The organism is Massilia sp. Masssp94 (assembly GCF_059491305.1).
In genome coordinates, this window is the sequence record NZ_CP168501.1 from 3,910,817 (window position 1) to 3,933,939 (window position 23,123).

The following is a 23,123-nucleotide window of genomic DNA, read 5'->3' on the forward strand; positions in this document are numbered from 1 at the left end:
GACGAAAGGAGGAAAACCGGATGGTAAGTTGTTGATTATAACATGTTGCAGGTCGCTAATTTACGTCTTACCAATTGTTACGAATGCCGGCGAACGTCAGCCGTCGATGAGTTTTTGCAGCGCGTCCGGCTTGACGATGATGATGCGGTGCGTGCCTTTTTCGATGATGCCTTGCTGGGCGAGCGTGAGCAGGGCGCGCGTCACCGTTTCGCGGCTCGTGTTGATCATGTTGGCGATGTCCTGGTGCGTCGGCAGGTTTTCCACGACCTGCACGTTGCCGTCCTTTTGCTCCTTCAGCAGGTTGAGGAACGTGTAGATGCGGCGCGACGTGTTGTGGATGCTGAGCAGGGCGCGGAATTCCGAGTCGCGCTGCACTTTCTCGGCCAAAAAGCGCAGCATCTGGTTCGCAACCGGCGGCGAGTGGGAAAACAGGTACAGCGCCGTCGCGCGCGGCAGCAATGCCACCAGCACGGACGACAGCGCCACGACGGACGCCGAGCGCATCGAGCCGTTGATGACGGCGATTTCGCCGAAGAAGTCGCCCGGTTGCAGCAGGCGCAGGCCGATCGCCCGGCCGTCTTCCGTGACGTCGACGACTTGCAGCGAGCCCGTCAGCAGGAACAACAGGCTGTCGCCGGCCGCGCCTTTTTGCAGCACGATCTCGCGCTTGGCGTACTGGCGGATGCGCAGGTCGGACTTCACCCGCTGCATGTGCTCCTCGCTGAGGTTGGCCAGCAGCGGGATCTTGCGCAGGTGGATGTGCACGTTGACTTCCTGCGGCGCCGGTTCGTTGGCGGCCGCGGCCGGATCCGGCACCAGCTCCTTCGGGACGATGTCGTTGTCCGTCTCGTTCTTACGTTTGCTCGACGATGTCATTCGCGTCTCAGATCACTTGTAACAGTCCGAAAACCAGGGCGGCGGCCAGGATGCCTGCCGTGTTGGCGCCCATGTCGCGCCAGCAGAAACTGCGTCCGGGCACCATTTTTTGCAGCAATTCGATCGCCAGTCCCGCCACCAGCAACCCCAGCAGCCAGACCGCGCGCCGGGGCCATGCGGGTTCGATATGCAGCGCGAGCGCGCTCAGTCCGGCAAACGCGATGAAGTGCAGTAGTTTGTCGTGTGGCAATAACGGCAGCCAGCGCGCCGGCAGCAGGCAGCCAAGGACAACCGCGGCTGCGGCAGCCAGGAAGACGATCAGTTCCCAGGACATATCGGTCGATTGCTTGTACACCGAATCCCGGCGTCAGAAATTATCCCATCGCAGACTTAGCTGCAGAGCCCGACTATTATATTGGAACAGCGAGATGTTCTCGCGATTGAACGTGCCGCGCCATTCCAGCACCAGGCTGGTGTGCGGCCGCAGCAGCCACTGGCCGGCGGCACGTACCGTCGTCGTGTCCTGCCGCCGGCGCTTGTCGATCAGGTTGGGGGAATAGATCTCGCTGCTTTGCCACATCTGGTGGCTCAGTCCTGCTTCCAGGCCCAGGCGGCTGGTCACCTCGCCGGACCATTGCAGGTTGCCGAACCAGCCCTTGCGGTCGCCGCCGGGACGGTCCGCCGCGCTGGCGTCGTGCAGCCGGGTCAGCGTGGCCTGGGTCAGGCCGAATTCGCTGCGATAGCCGAAGATGCCGCCGATTTCCACCGTGTTGCCGTCGTAGGCCGGGCGTGTCGGATACGCGACATGGCTGTAGTTCGCCATGGCCGCGAACTCGACCCCGGGTGCCAGCCGCGCCGGCGGCGGCGCCAGGCGCGCCTGGATCTGCTGCTGGCGCTGGTACAGGGTGCCGTCGAGCGTCACGTAGCCGGTCGCCGCGGTGCCGCGCAGCCGCCAGGCGAACGGTTTCCACGTGTGTTCGACGGCGGCCAGCACGGAGGCGGTGTCTTGCGCGCGGACGCTGTCGTGCCGGCGCGTGTACGCCTGGACGATGACGTCGCCGTCCGCCTCGCCGAGCGGTCGCAGCCAGGACGCGGCCAGCTGGCTGAAATCGTCGGCCCGGGGCAGGGAGGACGGGTCGAGCTGGTATTCCGTCCGGGTGCTGCCCGTCCCGATCGTGAAACGCGGATCGCTCGCGCCCTGGTTGACGTTGTCGTCGTGCCCGCGCGTGGCGGCCAGCAGCCAGACGCCGCCCCTGCGCACCGGCGCCTTGCCGCAGCCGGTGGCGCGGTAGCGCGCGATCACGTCCTCGATGCCGGCCGGCACGGCCATGCGCTGTTCGAGGCTGGAAAACAGGCGTTCCGCCTCCGCCGCGTTGCCCAGTTCGCACTGGCTGATGGCGAGGTCGAGCCACGCGCCGGCATGGCGCGGTTCGCGCTCGAGGACGCGCTGCAGCAGGGCGGCGGCTTCCTCGAGGCGGCCTTCGCCCAGGGCCAGCAGCGCCGCGGCGTACAGGTCGCCCGGCCGGGCCGGCTCGGCGGCGATGGCGAACGGCGCTTGCTGGGCGCGGACCGTGCCGGCGGCAAGACACGACGACAGCGCCGCGGCCAGCGCGGCGCACATGGTCAGGCGCCTCATGCGTTGCGCTCCAGCGTATAGATGCGGAGCGACCGCTCCTTGCCGCGCAGCTGGCGCTCGCCCAGCGGCAGCAGGCGGTGGCGGCGCGCCCGCGACGCCGTGCCTTCGCCGATGATCACGTCGTGCGGGTAGTCGCGTGCGGCTTGTTCCAGGCGCGCGGCCGTGTTCACGCTGTCGCCCACCGCCGTATAGATGCTGCGCGCGGCCGTGCCGTAGTCGCCGGCCATCGCGGTGCCGCTTTCGATGCCGATGCGCACGCGCAGCGCCGGCTTGCCGTTGGCGACGCGTAGCGCGGAGAAGTGCGCCACTTCGCGCAGGATGCTGGCGGCGGCGTCCAGGGCGAGATCGGCGTGGTCGTCGTCCGGCAGCGGCGCGCCCCAGAACGCGACGAGGCCGTCGCCCGTGTATTTGTCGAGCGTGCCGCGATGCTCCAGCACGGGACGCGTCAGGCAGTCGAGGAATTCCGTCGTCAGGCGCGACGCGTCTTCCAGCGACAGCGACTCGACCTGGCCCGTATAGCCTTCCATGTCCGCCACCAGGGTCGTCACCTCGAGCCGGCGCGGCGCGAGCGGGTCCTGCAGGTCGCTGCGCAGCAGTTCGTCGACGACGGCGCCGGCCACGTATTGGCGCAGCGTCCCCAGCAGCTGGCGCGAACGGCGCTGCGCCAGTTCCCATTGAAACGGCACCGCGACGGCGAGCAGGTACAGGCAGCAGAACAGCGGCGCCGCCGGCGCGAAGACGGGATCGCGCGGCGCCAGCAGCCACACGACGCCGAGCCACACGAACGCGCTCGCGCCCAGCAGCAACGCATTCGCGGCCGCGGCCATGCGGGGCAGCGTATAGCCCGTCAGCAGCACGACCGCCAGCGTGAAGGCGAACGCGATGGCGCGGCCGGGCAGCGGCGCGGGCGCGCGACCCTGCTGGCGGTCCAGCAGCGACGTCAGCATCGACGCGTGGACCAGCAGGCCGGCGCTGGAGGCGCCCAGCGGCGTGGAAATGCGGTCGCCCAGGCTCAGCGAGGACGAGCCGATCAGCACCAGCCGGTCGCGCGCCATGCCGGGCGGCATCCGGCCCGCGAGCACGTCGCGCGCCTTGACGACGTCGTACGCCGACCAGGCGCGGGAATAGGGGATGCGCTCCACCGGGCGCACCGGCGGCACGGCGGCTGTCGCGGCGCCGCAACATTCGAGTAAGGCGAGCGAGAGCGTAGGATAGACTTGGCCCTGGTACATGGTCCGCATCGGCAGGCGGCGCAAGGTGCCGTCCGCGTCGGGCAGCACGCCTATGTTGCCGGCGTGACGCGCCACTGCGAATGTCGCGTGGTTGGCCAGGTAGCCGTGCGCGCTCGGGGTGCCGGCCGCTGCCCGGGCAGGCAGGCCGCCGATCAGCCGGCCGCTCGCGAGGGGCGCGGCGTCGTGCAGGTAGTCGAACATCTGGGCCAGCACGACGGGGCCGTGGCTCGCCAGCATGGCGAGGCGCATGTCGCCGGACGTATCGGCCGGTTTCTCGAGCAGGACGTCCAGTGCGACGCCGCGGGCGCCGTCCGCCAGCACCAGTTCGACCAGGTCGGCGATGCGCGCGCGGGGCCACGGCCACGGCAGCTGCGCGACGCTGCTTTCGTCGATGTCGATCACGAGCACGCGCCGTTCCGGTGCCGTTTTCGCCTGCAACTGGATGGTTTTGTCGCGCAACCATTCGTTGGCCGCGGCCGTGAAAGCGGGGCCGTCATGCCACTGCAGCCAGCCCCCGATGGCCAGGGCCACGAGCGCGATCAGGCCGCGCAGGACGCCTGTATCGCGCAAGGTGGTACGCAGGAAACCGGGAAATCTCATCAATAAAGAAGACGAAGGGCGCAGGACGCTGGCGAATGTCGAAGTATAACTGCTTGTTAGTCTGGAATTATATGTTGCTTGAACCAATCCTCAGTGCAACAATCGTTACTTGTGACGACGGTCACAGACTTTAGCATTTGCGTCAGGACAATGCTAGTTATGGAGGACTCTATGCTGAAAAAACTCGCCCTGGCCGCCGGCCTGATGTGGTCGCTTGTCGACATGGCGTACGCCGCCGAGGCCGGGCGTGTCGTATTCACTGCCGGACAGGCCCAAGTCGGCCGCCACGCCGCCGCCGTCGATGCCGCGGTGGGCGAGGGCGACGAACTGTCGACCGGCGCCGACGGCTATATCTATATGAAGACCGTCGACAACGGTTTCCTGATCCTGCGCCCGAACAGTACGGCGCGCGTCGTCACGTATTCGATCGACAAGGCCGATCCGTCGAAGACGCAGGTCAAGCTCGAGCTCCTGCAGGGCGTGGCGCGGGCGATTTCCGGCCAGGGCGTCAAGCAGGCGCGGCAGAATTTCCGCTTCAACACGCCCGTCGCCGCGATCGGCGTGCGCGGGACCGACTTCACCGTGTACACCGACCAGCAGACCACCCGCGTGACCGTGCTGTCCGGCGGCGTCGTGATGAGCGGTTTCGGCGCCAACTGCACGGCCGCGGGCACGGGCCCCTGCGAGGGCCGCAGCGCACGCGAACTGTTTGCCGCCCAGGCGGGCCTGCTGCTGCAGGTGGAGCGCGGCACCAGCGTGCCGCAGCTGCTGCAGAACCCGGCGCTGGCGCCGGACCAGACGGAAAAGCCGCGCAGCGACGAACCCGCCGCCAAGCAGGCGCTGTCGGCGACGCCGGCGGCCCAGGTCAACCTCGATCCGCAGCGGTCCGAGCAGTCGTTGAACAGCGCGCGTCCCGTGACGCCCCCGCCGGCGTCGAACAACCCGCCGCCGGTCGTCACGCCGCCGCCCGTCGTGATCAACGACCCGGCGCCGCCGAAACCGTTGCCGCCGTCGCCGCCGGAGATCTTCTGGGGCCGCTGGCAGGCGCTCGCCGGCCTGCCGGCACAACCGGGGCGTATCGGCGATCCGGATGTGGAAATTGCCACGTATTACGCGCCGTATGCCATTACCCGCGTAAAAAATTCGGAGCTTGTACTTCCGAGGGACGGCACGGCCGCATTCAAATTGATGAGTGGCGAAGCGATCATGTCGAATAGCATCGGCGACCGCCCTGCCAATATCCAGTCAGGGCAGTTGAGTATGGACTTTTCCAAAAGAACGTTTTCCACGTCATTGGACGTGAGAGCGGGAAATGATCGTGCCGACGTCATCGGTAACGGCGTGATTACCGACAAGGGGATGCTGTATGAGGGAATCGGCTCGCCCACCATCATCCGCGGCTATCTGGGCGGTTCGAACGCCGAACAGGCGGGTTATATCTTCAAGAATTCCGCCACGCCCGGCATTACCGTCAGCGGCGCCACGCTGTGGGGGCGCTGAAAATACCGCCACCGCGTGGAAATGCGTGAGTATCGGAAATAACGTGTAAATAAATTGTATTAATGAAGTAAAAATTCGTAGCTTTGTGATGGCTGTCACAACGTTACTTTGGTGGTCTGGCAATATACTTCGCAGTTCTGCAAATAGCGTTCCGTATCTCGGCACGCGAACCGGTAGCAGACTTCGGTTTAAACCACAATCTTTAAAGGATTTCACATCATGGCAGCACAAGACTACACCAGCGTAGTGCAGCAACTGTACGTTTCGTACTTCGGCCGTCCGGCCGACTACTATGGCCTGCAGAATTTCTCGGCAGCCCTCGACAAGATGGGCGCACCGACGGACTTTGCTAAAGTGCAAGCTGCTGTGCAGGCCGACAAGGCAGGCACCACGGCCCTGTCCCAACTGGTGAACAGCTTCAACTCGTCGGCTGAATCGGTTGCCCTGTACGGCAACGACAACAGCCAGATCGGCATCGGCAAATTCGTCAACGCCATCTACCAGAACGTCCTGGGCCGTGACGCCGACAAATCCGGCTTCGACTTCTGGGTCAACGCCATCACCACCGGCGAACTGACCAAGGCCAACGCCGCCGCCGCCATCACCCAGGCAGCACTGACCAACACGTCGGACCAGGGCAAGCTGGACGCACTGACCGTGCAGCACAAGCTGGCCGTCGCCACCGCCTTCACGACCGCACTGGACACCCCGGCCGAGATCACCTCGTTCGCCGGCGACGCAGCCGCTGCAGCCGCACGTGCGCTGCTGCTGGGCGTGAACAGCAGCACCGACGTGACCGCATACCAGGCCAACATCAACGACACCATCGAAAAGCTGGGTAATGTCGTCAATGGCACGACCTTCTCCGTGACCTCGGGCGTCGATGCGCTGGTCGGCACGAGCGGCAACGACGTGTTCAACGCGCTGAATGTGAACGCTAACTCTGAAGATGCAAACACTCTGAGCGCATTCGACTCGATCGATGGCGGCGCAGGCAAGGACACGCTGAACATCTACACCGACGGTACCTATAACGCTTCGATCCCGGCCAGCGCCACGATCAAGAACATCGAAACCGTCAACATCTTCAACACCGGCGCTGCTGCTGATATCGACCTGACCGATGCTTCGAAATACGTCGGCGTGACCGCCCTGTGGCAGACCGGTGCTGCTGCCAACGTCACCAATCTGGCTGCAACCACGACCGCTGGCTTCCACAGCCTGGCTGCTGCCGGCGTGACCGTCACTGCCGCTGACGCTGCTGCTACCGCAACCATCGCTCTGGACAAGGCAGCGGAAGGCGCTGACGTGACCGTGAAGGCTAACACCGATGCGGGCGCGCTGGCTACGGTCATCGTGGGCGGCACCGTCGTCAAAGGCAGCATCGATCTGAACATCACCGGCGGTAAGGACGTCCAGACGGTGATGGTCAACACCGCTGTTGCCGCCAACCTGACGGTCAACAACAACGGCACCGGCAAGGCAGTCACCGCGGTCGACGCCAGCGCAAGCACCGGCGCCATCACCTACACCGGCGCAACGACCGTTGCCACCATCAAGACCGGTTCGGGTAACGACGATGTGACCTTGGCCGCCGCAACCGTCAAGGACAAGACCAACGCCACCGTCAACACCGGCGCAGGCAACGACAAGATCACCGTCAACGCATCGGGCGACGGCATCGTGACGATCACCGCTGGTGACGGCAACGACACCGTGAACGTCACCGCCCGCAACACCGGCGCGCTGAACGTCGACCTGGGCGCAGGCAACGACACCTTCACCTCGACCGTGGCTATCGGCGCGAGCGACAAGATCGACGCCGGCGCTGGCAGCGACACCCTGCTGCTGAACCTGGTGGGTTCGGCCAACGTGGGTGCCTTCAGCAACTTCGACGCATTCGATGCCAAGGGCCTGAACAAAGGCCTGGACATCGACATCCTGTCGCTGAAGAACACCGTCACCGAAATCGTCGCTTCGGGCGACGTCGGTACCAACGCTGCCCTGCTGAACGTGGGTGCGGGCGTGGGCTACCGCGTCACCGGCGACACCGATTTCCACAATGCGCTGAGCATCACGCAGAAGGTCGCTGGCGATCTGACCATCACGCTGGACAAGGACGAGTCGGGCGACGCTGCCACCACCAATGCTTTCGATGCTGACGCAGCTGTCAACGCCATCAACGCCAAAGGCGTGAAAGTCGTGTTCGACTCGTCGTTCGTCGGCGCAACGAAAGCTGCCGGTGCCGACAACGTCGCCGCACTGACCCTGTCCGCTGCGAAAGCGACGACCGTCGCTGTCACCTCGGGCGGCGCGAACGCCGAAAACCACCTGGCGCTGGACGGCGCTGAGCTGACCACGCTCACCGTGACCGGCGCAAGCAAACTGGTGATCGACTCGGTTGACGCAGCCAAGCTGGTAACGATCGACGCATCGGCTGCAACCGGTGGCCTGACCGCTTCGCTGGCTGACGTCGTCAACGGCGGCACCATCAAGCTGGGCTCGGGCGCTGACATGATCACCATCACCAGCGCTTCGACGACCGGCACCGGCAATTTCGAGTCGATCTCGGGCTTCGAGAAGACGGCCGCCGCTGCCGTCGGTTCGGACGCGGACGCCAAGAAGGCCGCGATCGCCGACGCCGACGTGCTGTCGTTCTCGGGTACCGTTGCTGCCGATGGCGGCCAGATCTCGAAGGGCGTGCTGAGCTTCACCGGCGCCGGCCCGTCGACCCTGGCTGATGCTGTCGGCCTGGCTGACGGCGCCGCTACCGTCGCTGGCTCCGCTGTTGTGTTCGAATACCTGGGTAACTCCTACGTGTTCGTCCAGGGCGGCGCGACCGACACGCTGGTCCAGCTGGCTGGCATCACCGGCATCAAGAACTTCGCCGAAGACGCTGGCACCGACCACTTCTTCATCGTCTAATCGATGCTTCGGTTGCCATCCGCTCCGGCGGATGGCACTGAATGACAAGGGCAGGGCGGGTTCGGCGGAACGGTTGTCGCGACTTCTGTAGTGCTGTCGAATGCGGAGCATATCTGCTGGGTGTCGGCCGGATGGATAACACGCACCGGTCCCGGAGCCAACCATGTCCTTCAGGGGCCATGCTGCAAAGCGTGGCCCTTTGTGTTTTGTCTGTTGTTACCAACGTAGCGGCCCAACCTCTCCGAGATTTAATCAAACTCGTTATTAAAATGTGATCCTCGTCACATTTTCTCGATCTTTTAGGCGATAATGTCGCGTCTGCTTGATATTGGATATTTCCATCCATCAAGCACCTCAACGACGGCCTGAAGATGAACAACAAACAATCCCAACCCAAGAACGAGATCGAGCTCGCGCTACGCAGCTTCAAGAGCACCTTCGTGACCGTGGGCACGTTCAGTGCCATCACGAACCTGTTGGCCCTCGTGCCTTCGCTGTACATGCTGCAGGTCTACGACCGCGTGCTGGCGAGCCGCAACGGGGTCACGCTGCTCATGCTCACCTTGATCATGCTCGGCGGCTTCCTGCTGCTCTCGGCGCTGGAAATGATGCGCAGCTTCGTGCTCGTGCGCGTGGGCGCCAAGTTCGACATGATGCTGAACAAGCGCGTCTACACGGCGGCCTTCGAGCAGAACCTCAAGAAGGCGGGCGGCAACGCGGGGCAGGCGCTCAACGACCTGACGAACCTGCGCCAGTTCCTGACCGGTAACGCGCTGTTCGCGTTCTTCGACGCGCCGTGGTTCCCGATCTACCTGATCGTCATCTTCTTCTTCGAGCCCTGGCTCGGCCTGTTCGCGCTGTGCGGTACCGCGGTGCTGATCGTGCTGGCCGTCGTCAACGAAAAACTGTCGCGCGCGCCGCTCAGCGAAGCCAACACCATGGCGATCATGGCCGGCACGCTGGCGACCAACAACCTGCGCAACGCCGAAGTCATCGAATCGATGGGCATGCTGCCCAACCTGATGAGCCGCTGGTTCAAGCTGCACAGCCGCTTCCTGAACCTGCAGGCGGATGCCAGCCAGAAGGCCGGCGTCGTCGGCGCCATCACCAAGTTCGTCCAGTCCTCGCTGACGTCCGGCGTGCTCGGTTTCGGCGCGCTGCTGGCGATCGACGGCCGCATCACCCCGGGCATGATGATCGCCGCGTCCATTCTCGTGGGCCGCGCGCTGGCGCCCGTGCAGCAGGTGATCGCCGTGTGGAAATCGTGGGCCAGTACCCGCAGCGCCTACGGCCGCCTGGCCGAGCTGCTGAACGGTAATCCCGAGCGCAGCGCCGGCATGGAACTGCCCAAGCCGGAAGGCATCCTGACGGTCGAAGGCGTCACCGCGGCGCCGCCGGGCGCGGCGCAGGCCGTCGTGCGCGGCCTGTCGTTCGCCATCGCGCCGGGCGACGCGCTCGGCGTGGTCGGTCCGTCCGGCTCCGGCAAGTCGACGCTGGCGCGCCTGCTGGTGGGCGTCTGGCCGGCCGCGGGCGGCAAGGTGCGCCTCGACGGCGCCGACATCTACAGCTGGAACAAGGGCGAACTGGGCCCGAACATCGGCTATCTGCCGCAAGACATCGAACTGTTCGGCGGGACCGTCAGCGACAACATCGCCCGCTTCGGCGAAGTCGATCCGGAAAAAGTGGTCGAGGCCGCCAAGCGTGCGGGCGTGCACGACATGATCCTGCACCTGCCGAAAGGCTACGACACGCCGCTGGGCGACGCCGGCGCCGGCCTGTCCGGCGGCCAGAAGCAGCGCCTGGGCCTGGCCCGCGCCATGTACGGCGATCCGGCGCTGATCGTCCTCGACGAACCGAATTCGAATCTCGACGAGATCGGCGAACAGGCGCTCGTGCAGGCCGTGCTCGACCTGCGCCGGCGCGGCAAGACGATCGTCCTGATCACGCACCGCACCAGCATCATCGGCGCCACCAGCAAGCTGCTCGTGATGCGCGACGGCGTCGGCCAGATGTTCGGCCCGACCGACCAGGTGCTGGCCGCCCTCCAGGAAGCGAACCAGAAGGCGGCGCAACAGCAGGCCGCCGCCCAGCAGCAGGCCGCCCAGCAGGCCGCGCAGGCGCGTGCCCAGGCCATGCAGCAGGCGCCCGCAACGACGGAACAAGGAAGCAAATAATGAAGCTCGTGAAACACAACGATGCGCACAAGGAAGCGGGCAAGCCCGCGGCCACCGAAGTCATCACCCATGACGTCGAGCCGTTGACCGTCAACACCGACGCGCGCGCCTATGCGCGCCTGGGCTGGCTCATCGTCCTGCTCGGCGTCGTCGGTTTCCTGCTGTGGGCCGCGTTCGCGCCGCTCGACAAGGGCGTGCCGATGTCCGGCACGGTCGCGAAGGAATCGAACCGCAAGGCCGTGCAGCACCAGACCGGCGGCACCATCCAGGAAATCCTCGTCAAGGATGGCGACGTCGTGAAGGCGGGACAGGTGCTCGTCCGCATGAACGGCGTCACCGCCAAGGCCGGCTACGACATCACCGAGGCCCAGTACCTCAACGCGCGCGCCACCGAGGCGCGCCTGCTGGCCGAGCAGGCCGGCGCGAAGACCATCCGCTTCCCGGACGAGCTGACGAAGCGCGCCGGCGATCCGCGCGTGGCCGAGACGATGACCCTGCAAACCCAGCTGCTGGCCTCGCGCCAGGCGTCGCTGCAGAGCGAGCTGGGCGGCGTGGACGAGAACATCGCCGGCCTCAAGTTGCAGATCCAGGGCCTGCAGGAAGGCCGCGAGAGCAAGAAGGCCCAGATGGGCTTCCTCAAGGAACAGCTCGCGGGCATGCGCGACCTGGCGAAGGATGGCTACGTCGCCCGCAACCGCCTGCTGGACCTGGAGCGCACCTATGCCCAGCTGCAGGGCGAGATCTCGGAAGACATCGGCAACATCGGCCGCGCCCAGCGCCAGGTGATGGAACTGACCCTGCGCAAGGCGCAGCGCGTGCAGGACTACCAGAAGGAAGTGCGCACCCAGTTGAGCGAGACGCAGAAAGAGGCCGAAGCCCAGGGCGCGCGCATGAGCGCCCAGCAATTCGAACTGTCGAACGTCGACGTCAAGGCGCCGGTCGACGGCACCGTCGTCAACCTCGCCGTGTTCACCAACGGCGGCGTCGTGCCGCCGGGCTTCAAGATGATGGACATCGTGCCGGCCGACGATCCGCTGATCGTCGAAGGCCAGCTGGCCGTCAACCTGGTCGACAAGGTGCACAAGGGCCTGCCGACCGAGCTGATCTTCTCGGCCTTTAATGCCAACCGCACGCCGCGCATCCCGGGCGAGGTCGAGACGGTGTCCGCCGACCGCAGCGTCGACGAGCACACGGGCGTCCCGTACTACAAGGTGCGCGTGAAGGTGACGCCGGAAGGCGCGAAGATGATCGCCGCCCACCACATGGCCATCCGCCCCGGCATGCCGGCGGAACTGTTCGTCAAGACGGGCGAGCGCACGATGATGAGCTACCTGCTCAAGCCGGTCTTCGACCGTGCCCATTCGTCGATGAGCGAGGAATGACGATGGCGCGAGCGATCAGGACGGCCGTGGCCGCGGCCGCACTGCTGGCGCTGGCCGCCGGCAACGCGGGCGCGATCAGCCTGCAACAGGCCTACGAGGCGGCACTGAAGAACGATCCGCAGTACCGCATGCATTACTTCGAGAAGGAATCGGCGAAGGAAAACGAGATCCTCGGGCGGTCGAACCTGCTGCCGCAGGTGTCGGCCAGCTATTCGGCGAACCGCAACGTGGCGGACCTCAACCAGTATTCGTCGCAAGCCCAGATGTGGTTTCCGAGCCACCCGCGCTACATCAGCCGGTCGTCCGCCATCCAGGTGCGCCAGCCGATCCTGAACCTGGACGGCGTCGTGCGCTACCGCCAGGGCAAGGTCCAGGCGAAGCAGGGTGCCCAGCAGTTCGAGGCGGATACGAACGACGTGATCCTGCGCGTCGTCGGCGCCTATGCCGATGCCCTGTTCGCCGAAGACCAGGTGGAGCTCGCGCGCGTGCAGCGCGATATGTACCAGGAGCAGATGAAGGTCAACGCGCGCCTGTTCGAAAAAGGCGAGGGCACCAAGACCGACATGCTCGAGACCAAGGCGCGGTTCGACCTCGCCGAAGCCCAGCTGGTGGAAACGCAGGATAACGCCCAGGCCATGCGCGACACGCTGGCCGGCGTGATCGGCATGGAGCCCGGCACGCTCGACAAGCTCGGGACGAATTTCCACTTCCAGCCGCTGAAGCCCGCGTCGATGGACGAGTGGCGCAGCATCGCGCTCGCGCACAATCCGCAACTGCTGTCCGCACGCCTCGGCGTCGAGAACGCGCGCCTGGAGATCCAGCGCAACAAGGCGGGCCACGCGCCGCGCGTGGATTTCATTGCGGCGTACAGCAAGGACGACTCGGCGTCGCTGCAGACTTACCAGCAGAACTCCGTGAACCGCACGATCGGCGTGCAGGTGAACATCCCGATCTACCAGGGCGGCGCCATCAGCGCGCAGACGCGCCAGGCCGCCGACAACTGGAACCGCGCCCAGTCCGACCTGGACAACCGCACGAACCAGGTGCTGGTCGAACTGCGCAAGGCGTACGACCTCGTGCAGAACAGCGTGGCCAAGGTCACGGCGCTGGAAAAGGCCGTCGCGTCCGGCAAGGAGCTGATGGTCGCCACCGAGCAGAGCATCAAGGGCGGCGTGCGCATCAATCTCGACCTGCTGAATGCCCAGCAACAGTTGTACTCGAGCCAGCGCGATCTCGCCCAGGCGCGCTATTCCTACCTGCTCGGCCTGCTGCGCCTGCGCGCCGCGGCCGGCACGCTCGGTGACAGCGATGTGCGCGAAGTGGCGGCATACTTCCGCTGACACTTTTTCTGCCCTGCATGCACGAGGCCCGCTGCGTTCCGCGCAGCGGGCCTTTTTGTTGGCTATCCGAGAAGTAACAATTACACTCCGTAATGTAAGCAGTTACTTCTCTTAAGAAATACTATCCATGAGGAACTCAGTCTGTTGCGCCTGAGTTCGGTGCGCCTCCCGTCCATCAATTCATGTAGCATGAATTCACAACCGTTACATGGAGGCAGCGATGGCTGACAATGTGAGTGAGATTCAGAAGCTGTACGTGGAATATTTCGGACGTCCCGCGGATCCGGAAGGCTTGAACTTCTGGGTCAGCGCCATGAACCAGGATCCGAACGTGATCACGCAGATCCAGCACGACTTCGCGACGTCGGCTGAATACCAGGCGAATTACGGCGGCAAGAGCAACCACGACGTGGTGGAAGCGGTGTACCACAACATGTTTGGCCGCGAAGGCGATGCGGAAGGCGTGAAATTCTGGACCGACGCCCTCGACAACCACATCCTCAGCATCGAGCACGTGGTCAGCGAGATGGTCAAGGCGGCGCAGACGGCGCACAATGCCGACAGTGTCGTGTTCAACGGCCGCCTCGCCGTCGCCGTCGAGTACACGAACCACCTCGACACTGCGGCCGAGATCTCGGCCTACATGGGACCGAAGGCGTTCGACATCTCGGCGGGCCTGATCGACTCGATCGTCGACCTCGCCAGCGCCGCCATGGCGCGCGACCCGGGCGTCATCGATGCCAATATCGCCCAGATCGTGGGCAGCGCCCAGGGCGTCGAAGCGCCGCATTTCGTGGCTTGAATCGGTGTGGATGGCACGCACTTTGCGCAAGACGCGATCGTGAACCGAAACGTGCCGGCTCCCGCTGCAGTATCGAGCGGGAGTTTTTTATTGCGCGGCCGCGGCGTCCCCGGCGGCGGATTCGACCGTTGCCTTGCCACCCGCGCAATGCGGGCACGATTTGCCGACCACATACTCCGGCGCCAGCTGCTGACGCGGCGTCACGACGGCACGGCACGCGAAGCATTGCACGGTTTCCGTCGGTTCCAGCTTCGGATTGAGGGCGGTACGGTAGTCGAACACGAAGCAGTCGCCCGTGTAGTGGTCGCCGCCCACTTCCTCGAAATACTTCAGGATGCCGCCGTCGAGTTGATAAACGCGGTCGTAGCCGATGTTCTGCATGTGGATCGCGGCTTTTTCGCAACGGATGCCGCCCGTGCAGAACGTCACGACGGTCTTGCCCTTGAGCTCGTCCTTGTGTTTCTCGACGACGTCCGGGAATTCGCTGAACTTGTCGATGCGGTAGTCGAGCGTGTTGTCGAACGTGCCGACGTCGACTTCGAACGCGTTGCGGGTTTCCATCATGACGACCGGGACGCCGTCGTCGTCATGGCCCTGGTCGAGCCAGCGCTTGAGCGTCTTCGGCGCCACGGAGGGCGCGCGGCCCAGTTCCGGCTTGATCAGCGGCATGCGCATCGTGATGATTTCCTTCTTGATGCGAACCAGCATGCGGCGGTGCGACTGTTCGGTCGACACGCTTTCCTTCCACTCCAGGTCGGCCAGGCGGGCGTCGCTGCGCACCCAGGCGAGGTACTGGTCGATCTCCGCGCGCGGGCCGGACACGAACATGTTGATGCCCTCCGGCGTCAGCAGGACGGTGCCCTTCAGGCCCAGCTCGTTGCACTTCGCCTGGTATTGCGGGCGCAATTCTTCGAGGTTGTCGAGGGTGACGAACTTGTAGGCGGCGATATTGACGTGCATGATCGTTAAAGCGGAGGAGCGTGGAATGAAGCCCTCTATTATAAGCCAGCCGCAGTGCCATGCGTGGCGGCAGCACCACAGACAGCATGCTGCCCCGCTTGGCTCGACAGTTAATCTTCATAAAAGTTCGCTGGCGCATATGAGCCGCCGCAAACAGCCGTATTGACGTCTCCCCTTAGGATGGTTTGCATCTTTCATCGAGGGGTGAATCATGACGAAGCCAACGTTGTTCAAGGCCGGTCTCGCGGTGTCCGGCGCCCTCCTGTTCGCGGCGCACGCGGGCGCGCAGGAAGTGATCCCGGTCGAGATGCCGCAGGAAGTCAATATGGTGGGGGCGGGTGCGTTCGGGCTACCGGACTTCCCCGGCTCCGAGGACTACCATCCCGAAGGCGCGGGTTTCCTCCACGCGAACTTCGGCAATGGCATGTGGTTGCGCGTGATCGGGCCCGAGGTCAGGCTGAACGTGCTGCCGTCCAATATGAACCTGCCGGAGACGTTTGCCCAGCTGAAGAGCCTGAGGGCCGGCTTCCTCTACCGGGCACGGCCGACGCGCGACACGGACGTCGACGATGCCGTCGTGCGCCAGATGCGCCGGATCCCGGCCGCGTCCGAGCTCGGCATCTTTGCCAGCTACGACATGCCGATGGCCGGCGACCCGCTGCACAAGATCGTGTTCAGCGGCGACGTCGCGTGGAACACGAACAACCTGTACACGGGCGCCACGGGCAGCATCAAGGCGACGTATTTTTATCCGTTTCCACAAGGCATCGCCGGGCGGCCGGTGCTTGGCTCGGCCGGTTTCAGCCTGTTTTTCGCGAGCGACCATTTCGCGGACCGGTATTTCGGCATCAACGGTGCGGATCTCGCCGCGTTCCCGGAGCGGGGCGGCACGCCGTACCAGGCCGAGGGCGGGCTGATGTCGATCCGGGTCCCGTTCCAGCTGTCGTCGCAGTTCGACCGGCACTGGGGCGTGACCCTGGCCGGGCGCTATGAGCGGCTGCTGGGGGATGCGAAGGACAGCCCCATCGTGGACCGGCGCGGGAGTTCGAACCAGTGGGTGTTCGGCGGGGCCATCAATTACGCGTTCTGAGATCTTGTCAAGACCGTCACCGTGCCTGGATGCAACCCTCCGATTCGGCCGTCCGAGGTAAAATGACAGGATGACTTCCCCGATCTTCACCCACCTCCGCGTCCATACCGAATACTCGATCGTCGACGGCCTCGTCCGTATTGACGACCTCGTGGCTGCCGCCGTCAAGGACCAGCAGCCGGCGGTGGGTGTCACCGACCTGGCCAACGCCTTCTGCCTCGTGCGCTTCTATAAAGCGGCGCGCGGCAAGGGCGTCAAGCCGATCGTCGGGGTCGATGCGTGGATCACGAACGACGAAAACCGCGACAAGCCGTTCCGCCTGCTCATCCTGTGCAAGAACAAGACGGGCTATCTGCAGCTGTGCGAGCTGGTGTCCAAGGCGTGGCTGACGAACCAGTACAAGGGCCGGGCCGAGATCCGCGTCGAGTGGCTGGAAGCGCTCGCGACGTCGGTCTCCACGCTGGAGCCGGACGTGCCGCAATCGAACGGCCTGATCGTCCTGTCGGGCGCGCAGTTCGGCGACATCGGCCAGGCCATCGACAACGGCGACCTGGACAAGGCCGAGGCCTGCGCGCGCCGCTGGGCGCAGATCTTCCCGGGGCACTTCTACGTCGAGATCCAGCGCGCCGGCCAGCCGAACCAGGAACAGCAGGTGCGCCATTCGGTGGCGCTGGCGAACCGGCTCGGGCTGCCCGTCGTCGCGACGCACCCGGTGCAATTCATCAGCAAGGACGAGTTCATCGCCCACGAAGCGCGCGTCTGTATCGCCGAGGGCGAGATGCTGGCCAACGCCAAGCGCGTGCGCCGCTTCAATGAAGGCATGTGCTTCAAGTCGCAGGCCGAGATGGCGGAACTGTTCAAGGATCTGCCGGGTGCCTTGGCCAACTCCGTGGAGATCGCCAAGCGCTGCAACGTCACGCTGACGCTCGGGAAGCCGCAGTTGCCGAACTTCCCGACGCCGGGCATGACGATCGACGAATTCCTTGTCGCGGAAACGAAGAAGGGCCTGGAAGCGCGCCTCGTCGAGCTGTACCCGGATCCTGTGCAGCGCGAGAAGGAGCGCCCGCGCTACGAAGCGCGCCTGGAGTTCGAGAACAACACCATCATCAAGATGAAGTTCCCGGGCTACTTCCTCATCGTGGCGGAGTTCATCCAGTGGGGCAAGAACAACGGCGTGCCGATCGGTCCGGGCCGCGGTTCCGGTGCGGGTTCGCTCGTCGCGTACGCGCTCAAGATCACCGACCTCGATCCGCTGAAATACAACCTGCTGTTCGAACGTTTCCTGAACCCGGAACGCGTCTCGATGCCCGACTTCGACATCGACTTCTGCCAGGAAAAGCGGGAACTCGTCATCCAGCACGTGAAGGACCTGTACGGCCGCGACGCCGTGTCGCAGATCGCCACGTTCGGTACGATGGCGGCGAAGGGCGCGATCCGCGACGTGGGCCGCGTGCTCGACTTCGGCTATAACTTCTGCGACGGCATCTCGAAGCTGATCCCGTTCAAGCCGGGCAAGCAGGTGTCCATCGCCGAGGCGATCGAAGAAGAACCGATGCTGAAGGAGCGCCTCGAGAACGAAGAAGAAGTGAAGCAGCTGCTCGATCTCGCGCAGCAGGTCGAAGGCATCACCCGCAACATCGGCATGCACGCGGGCGGCGTGCTGATCGCCCCCGGCAAGCTGACGGACTTCTGCCCGCTGTACACGCAGGGCGGCGATGCCGGCGTCGTGTCGCAGTACGACAAGGACGACGTGGAGGCGGCCGGCCTCGTGAAGTTCGACTTCCTGGGCCTGACCACCTTGACGATCCTCGACCGCGCCGTCAACTACATCCGCTCGCTCGATCCTGCCGACAAGGATTTCGAGCTGTCCAAGCTGCCGCTGACCGACCGGCCGACCTACAAGCTGCTGACCGACGCGAAGACCGTCGCCGTATTCCAGCTTGAAAGCCGCGGCATGCAGGGCATGCTGAAGGATGCGCGTCCCGACCGCTTCGAGGACATCATCGCGCTCGTGGCGCTGTACCGTCCGGGCCCGATGGACCTGATCCCGGACTTCTGCAAACGGAAACACGGCGAAAAGTTCGATTACCCGGACCCGCGCACGGAGTCGATCCTGTCTGAGACCTACGGCATCATGGTCTACCAGGAGCAGGTAATGCAGATGGCGCAGATCGTCGGCGGCTACTCGCTGGGCGGCGCGGACATGCTGCGCCGCGCGATGGGCAAGAAGAAGGCCGAGGAAATGGCCGAGCACCGCGCGATCTTCCGCGCCGGCGCCGCGAAGGACGGCCTGACGACGGAAAAGGCCGACGAGATCTTCGACCTGATGGAGAAGTTCGCGGGCTACGGCTTCAACAAGTCGCACGCGGCCGCGTACGCGCTGCTGTCGTATCACACGGCGTACCTGAAGGTCCACCACACCGCCGCGTTCATGGCAGCCAACATGTCGCTCGCGATGGAAGACACGGACAAGATCAAGATCCTCGTCGAGGACTCGATCGACATGTGCGGCCTGACGATCCTGCCGCCGGACGTCAACGAATCGCAGTTCCGCTTCACGCCGGAAGGCCCGCCGCCGTCCGTCACGGGCAAGCCGGTGAAAAACATCCGCTATGGCCTGGGCGGCGTGAAGGGCGCGGGGCAGGGCGCGATCGAGGCGATCATCGCGGCACGCGAATCGGGCGGCAGGTTCAAGGACCTGTTCGACTTCTGCAAGCGCGTCGACCGCAAGCAGATCAACCGCCGCACGATCGAATCGCTGATCCGTGCGGGCGCGATGGACTGCTTCGGCATCGACCGCGCGGTGCTGCTGGCATCGGTCGCCTTCGCGATGGAAGCGGCGGGACAGGCCGCCGCCGCCGCCAACCAGGTCAGCCTGTTCGGCGGCGACGATTCCGACCTCGTCGCGCCGCCCGACTACGTGAAGGCGACGCCGTGGACGGACCGCCAGAAGCTGGCCGAGGAAAAGACCGCGCTGGGCTACTACCTGTCCGGTCACATGTTCGATTCGTACGCGCAGGAAGTGCGCCGGTTCGCCAAGACCAAGCTGAAGGACCTGGAACCGTCGCGCGACCCGCGCATGCTGTGCGGCGTGATCACGGGCGTGCGTACGCAGCTCACGCAGCGCGGCAAGATCCTCATCGTGTCGCTGGACGACAAGTCCGGCGTCGTCGAGGTCACCATCTACAACGAGCTGTTCGAGCAGCACAAGAACATCTTCCGCGAGGACGAGTTCCTGCTCGTCGTGGGTAAAGTGTCGGAAGACCGCTTCAACGGCGGCCTGCGCATTACGGCCGAGAAGGTGTTCGACATCGCGACCGCGCGCATCCAGTACGGCCACAAGCTGGAGATGGACGTGGCCTGCACGATCGCGCCGGCGAAGCTGGCCGAGATCCTGCAGCCTTACCGCCACGAGAACGGGCTGCCGGTCAGCCTGCGCGTGACGCCGCAGGGCATCCCGTGCACCCTGCAGCTGGGCGACGCCTGGCGCGTGGCGCCGTCGGACGAACTGAAATACGCGCTCGAGCTGCACCTCGGCGCGAAGGAAGTGGCGGTCGAGTACTGAGGCCGTCATGCTTTTCGGAGGATGACGATGCCGGCCTGGTGCCTGGAAAACAGCACCGTGCACGCGCCCACGAGCGCGCGCCGGTACGGCGCGATGTAGAGATACTGGGCGTGCGGATGCACGGACCAGCCCGTGAAGCCAGCCTTTTTCGCGCCGAATTCCTGCATGATGGCCGCCGAGCGCCGCTCGTGGCCCAGCCCCGGTTCCGACGTGATGCAGATGCCGCCGGGCTTCAGCGCGCGGGTCCAGCCTGTGCCGCAGCCCATGTCCAGCAGGCGGCCGCCTTCCGGCATCAGGCCCATCATGGCGCCGAGTTACTCGCCCTGGGTCGCCAGGTGCAGTCGTGAAATCGGAAAAGTCGCTGTTCTAATGGATGCCTTGTCGAAGCCACGTGTGCATATGGCAAGTTAATTTGCTAACAGGTGTTGCGCCGCCGCCGCGTCCGACTAAAAGTGACCGCTAACATTCATTACCGTTTTAACTGAGCCATTGTGTTTGAGTGTGGTCATTGGTAAATATTGATCTACGGATATTTTCCGTGTTTACCGCGTCAGGAGACGGCGCCGATCAATATGAAAATTACATTTCGTCGTAAGCTCTTCCTCCCCTTATTACTTAGCTGGGTTTGTCTTCTTGCCGTGTTCACGGTGAACGCGCTGCAAAGCCGCGCATTGCGCCTCGAGGAGCGCAAGATCCAGTTATCGAACGCCAGCGAGATCGCCGCGTCCATCGCCAAGGAGTACGCGGCCCTCGCCGCCGCCGGCAAATTGTCCCTCGACGATGCGAAACAGCAGGCGCTGGCCCGGACCCGGGCGCTGCGCTTCGGCGCCAACGGCTACTTCACGGTCTACGACGACAAGTCCGTGCTGATGCATCCGATCAAGCCGGAACTAATCGGTTCCCCGCTCGGCAAGGTCGTCGACTCGAACGGCCATAACCCTTATTCGGACGGCATGGCCGCGGCGCAGGCGAACGGCGCGGGTTTCATCGAATACTTGTGGGCCAAGCCGGGCTCGGACAAGCCGGTACCCAAGCTCACCCATGTCCAGGCGTATCGGCCCTGGGGTTGGTATTTCATGAACGGCCTGTACATCGACGACCTCGATCACGCCTTCTATGCCCAGCTGGCTGGCGCAGCCGCCTGGCTGGCCGTGATCGGCGCGCTGCTCACGGGCCTCGTCTGGATGATCGTGCGCAGCGTCGAGCGTTCGATCGGCGGCGATCCGGAAGACGCTGTCGCGGTGGCGCAGCGTATCGCGGCCGGCGACCTCGGCATGGATGTACCCGTGCGGCCCGGTGCCGAGGCGAGCCTGATGGCCGCCATGAAACGCATGCGCGACGCGCTGGCCGGCATCGTCGCCGACGTGCGCTCGGGCACGGACCTGATCGCCACGGCATCGCGCGAGATCGCCAGCGGCAACCTGGATCTGTCGAGCCGCACGGAAGAACAGGCCAGCTCGCTCGAAGAGACGGCCGCGTCGATGGAAGAATTGACGTCGACCGTGAAGAACAGCGCCGAGAACGCGCGCGAAGCGAGCCGGCTGGCCGATTCCGCCGCCGAAGTGGCGGGCCGCGGCGGCGTCGTCGTCGCGCGCGTGGTCGATACGATGGCGTCGATCAACGCGTCGTCCAGCAAGATCGTCGACATCATCGGTGTCATCGACGGCATCGCGTTCCAGACGAATATCCTCGCGCTGAATGCCGCGGTCGAGGCGGCTAGAGCCGGCGAGCAGGGCCGGGGCTTTGCCGTCGTGGCGAGCGAAGTGCGCAACCTGGCCCAGCGTTCCGCCACGGCCGCCAGGGAAATCAAGGCCCTGATCGGCGATTCCGTCGCGCGCGTGGACGACGGTGCGAAGCTCGTGGAGGAAGCGGGCGCGACGATGCAGGAGATCGTCGCGAGCGTGAACAAGGTCAGCACGATGATCGGTGCAATCAGCAGCGCCACGCAGGAGCAGGGCGAGGGCATCGAGCACATCAACCGGGCCATCGCCCAGATGGACCAGGTGACCCAGCAGAACGCCTCGCTCGTCGAGGAAGCGGCGGCCGCGTCGGAAGCGATGCAGGAGCAGGCCGCGAAGCTGGCCCAGGTGGTCAGCGTGTTCCGCGTGGACGCGGCGCCGGTGGAGACCCGCTTGGCCGCTACGGCGCCGGCTGCGCGTGCTCGCGCAACCCGATCGTTGCCTGCGTAACCTTGTTGGCAGCGCGTTCGAGGACGACCTTGCGGTTGCTGGTCTCCTGGTCGCGCTGCGCCTCGCGGTGCCACAGGTGGAATACCTCGGTGGCAAAGGCGCCGTCCTTGCGGCGCACGCCCGCGTGGAACAGCCGCACGACGAGGTCGGAATCTTCATGGCCCCAGCCCGTGAAGCTCTCGTCGAAGCCGTTCACCTTCTCCAGGTCGCTGCGCCAGGCCCCCAGGTTGCAGCTCTTGATACGCCGCCAGGTGAATTTGCGCGACGTGCGGCCCAGGTCGGGCCAGCGCAGCCCCAGCGGCTGCAGCGTCTTGTTCAGGTCGCCCCGCAGCCGCCATCCCAGCCGGGTCAGCGGCGCCGTGGCGCCTACATCGATCCCGTCGTCCAGCACCCGGCGCGTCAGCGCCTCCGACATCAGGATGCGGCTGCCCGACACGAGGCACCCGGGCTCGGCCAGCATTCGATGGCGCGCGATGAAATCGCGTTGGGGGATACAGTCGCCGTCCAGGAAGATGATGTAGTCGCCCGTCGCGGCCAGGGTGCCGCGGTTGCGCGCCATCGCGGCGCGAAAACCCTGGTCGGGTTGCCAGACGTGGCGCAGAAGCACCGGTGACGCCGCCGCCAGCCGCTCCACGCAGGCACGCGTGTTGGCAGTCGAGCCATCATCAGCGATAATGATTTCGAAATTCTTGTCGTTCTGCATAAAACATGCCCGCACCACCGCCTCCAGCGCGTCTGGCCGGTTATAGGTGGTGATCACGACCGAGATTGTCTGTGCGTGAAGCATAAGGTCCAGTGTACACTCCCATATTTTGGGCACGTCGCTAAACCTCGACGGTTTTACGAGGTGCC

The 23,123-nt window shown here is 64.9% G+C and carries 16 protein-coding genes; 9 read left to right on the forward strand and 7 right to left on the reverse strand.

Annotated features, from left to right (window positions below):
* Positions 1 to 96: 96 nt before the first annotated feature.
* The 4 genes from ACEN9G_RS17400 to ACEN9G_RS17415 are packed head-to-tail and all read right to left on the reverse strand — an operon-like array spanning position 97 to position 4,314.
* Positions 97 to 876 (reverse strand): Crp/Fnr family transcriptional regulator, encoded by a 780-nt coding sequence (locus tag ACEN9G_RS17400; protein ID WP_413343389.1) that lies wholly within the window; start codon positions 874 to 876, stop codon positions 97 to 99.
* Positions 877 to 883: 7 nt separating this feature from the next.
* Complete coding sequence (locus ACEN9G_RS17405) at positions 884 to 1,210, reverse strand: VanZ family protein (RefSeq protein ID WP_413343387.1); 327 nt, start codon at positions 1,208 to 1,210, stop codon at positions 884 to 886.
* Between the two features lie 33 nt (positions 1,211 to 1,243).
* A complete protein-coding gene (locus ACEN9G_RS17410; RefSeq protein WP_413343385.1) occupies positions 1,244 to 2,512 on the reverse strand; it encodes a tetratricopeptide repeat protein in 1,269 nt (422 codons plus the stop codon).
* Positions 2,509 to 4,314 (reverse strand): CHASE2 domain-containing protein, encoded by a 1,806-nt coding sequence (locus ACEN9G_RS17415; RefSeq protein WP_483126792.1) that lies wholly within the window; start codon positions 4,312 to 4,314, stop codon positions 2,509 to 2,511. The genes ACEN9G_RS17410 and ACEN9G_RS17415 overlap by 4 nt, the downstream gene beginning before the upstream one ends.
* Before the next feature lie 201 nt (positions 4,315 to 4,515).
* Here ACEN9G_RS17415 and ACEN9G_RS17420 point away from each other — a divergent pair, with 201 nt between their 5' ends.
* From ACEN9G_RS17420 to ACEN9G_RS17445, 6 genes are all read left to right on the forward strand, one after another.
* The gene (locus ACEN9G_RS17420; protein ID WP_413338290.1) at positions 4,516 to 5,844 is read left to right on the forward strand and encodes a FecR family protein; all 1,329 of its coding nucleotides are present in this window, start codon (positions 4,516 to 4,518) and stop codon (positions 5,842 to 5,844) included.
* Between the two features lie 219 nt (positions 5,845 to 6,063).
* On the forward strand, positions 6,064 to 8,769 hold the full coding sequence (locus ACEN9G_RS17425; RefSeq protein ID WP_413338292.1) for a DUF4214 domain-containing protein: 2,706 nt from the start codon (positions 6,064 to 6,066) through the stop codon (positions 8,767 to 8,769).
* Between the two features lie 371 nt (positions 8,770 to 9,140).
* The gene (locus tag ACEN9G_RS17430) at positions 9,141 to 10,943 is read left to right on the forward strand and encodes a type I secretion system permease/ATPase (protein WP_413338294.1); all 1,803 of its coding nucleotides are present in this window, start codon (positions 9,141 to 9,143) and stop codon (positions 10,941 to 10,943) included.
* Positions 10,943 to 12,325, forward strand: a complete 1,383-nt coding sequence (locus tag ACEN9G_RS17435; protein ID WP_413338296.1) for an HlyD family type I secretion periplasmic adaptor subunit — start codon at positions 10,943 to 10,945, stop codon at positions 12,323 to 12,325. The genes ACEN9G_RS17430 and ACEN9G_RS17435 overlap by 1 nt, the downstream gene beginning before the upstream one ends.
* A gap of 2 nt (positions 12,326 to 12,327) precedes the next feature.
* Positions 12,328 to 13,665, forward strand: coding sequence for a TolC family outer membrane protein (locus ACEN9G_RS17440; protein WP_413338298.1), 1,338 nt, complete (start codon positions 12,328 to 12,330; stop codon positions 13,663 to 13,665).
* Between the two features lie 232 nt (positions 13,666 to 13,897).
* On the forward strand, positions 13,898 to 14,467 hold the full coding sequence (locus ACEN9G_RS17445) for a DUF4214 domain-containing protein (protein ID WP_413338300.1): 570 nt from the start codon (positions 13,898 to 13,900) through the stop codon (positions 14,465 to 14,467).
* An 87-nt stretch (positions 14,468 to 14,554) separates the two neighbouring features.
* Here the strand turns inward: ACEN9G_RS17445 and ACEN9G_RS17450 are convergent, their stop codons facing one another.
* Complete coding sequence (locus ACEN9G_RS17450; RefSeq protein WP_413338302.1) at positions 14,555 to 15,427, reverse strand: sulfurtransferase; 873 nt, start codon at positions 15,425 to 15,427, stop codon at positions 14,555 to 14,557.
* Between the two features lie 211 nt (positions 15,428 to 15,638).
* Here ACEN9G_RS17450 and ACEN9G_RS17455 point away from each other — a divergent pair, with 211 nt between their 5' ends.
* The gene (locus ACEN9G_RS17455; protein WP_413338303.1) at positions 15,639 to 16,517 is read left to right on the forward strand and encodes a MipA/OmpV family protein; all 879 of its coding nucleotides are present in this window, start codon (positions 15,639 to 15,641) and stop codon (positions 16,515 to 16,517) included.
* A 70-nt stretch (positions 16,518 to 16,587) separates the two neighbouring features.
* Positions 16,588 to 20,082 (forward strand): DNA polymerase III subunit alpha, encoded by a 3,495-nt coding sequence (gene dnaE / locus ACEN9G_RS17460; RefSeq protein ID WP_413338305.1) that lies wholly within the window; start codon positions 16,588 to 16,590, stop codon positions 20,080 to 20,082.
* Positions 20,083 to 20,087: 5 nt separating this feature from the next.
* On the opposite strand, the gene ACEN9G_RS17465 is transcribed toward dnaE, so the two are convergent.
* The gene (locus ACEN9G_RS17465; RefSeq protein WP_413338307.1) at positions 20,088 to 20,387 is read right to left on the reverse strand and encodes a hypothetical protein; all 300 of its coding nucleotides are present in this window, start codon (positions 20,385 to 20,387) and stop codon (positions 20,088 to 20,090) included.
* Between the two features lie 342 nt (positions 20,388 to 20,729).
* Here ACEN9G_RS17465 and ACEN9G_RS17470 point away from each other — a divergent pair, with 342 nt between their 5' ends.
* Positions 20,730 to 22,271: a methyl-accepting chemotaxis protein gene (locus ACEN9G_RS17470; RefSeq protein ID WP_413338309.1), complete on the forward strand. Its 1,542-nt coding sequence runs from the start codon at positions 20,730 to 20,732 to the stop codon at positions 22,269 to 22,271.
* On the opposite strand, the gene ACEN9G_RS17475 is transcribed toward ACEN9G_RS17470, so the two are convergent.
* Positions 22,222 to 23,058, reverse strand: a complete 837-nt coding sequence (locus ACEN9G_RS17475) for a glycosyltransferase family 2 protein (RefSeq protein ID WP_413338311.1) — start codon at positions 23,056 to 23,058, stop codon at positions 22,222 to 22,224. The genes ACEN9G_RS17470 and ACEN9G_RS17475 overlap by 50 nt on opposite strands.
* Positions 23,059 to 23,123 lie beyond the last annotated feature (65 nt).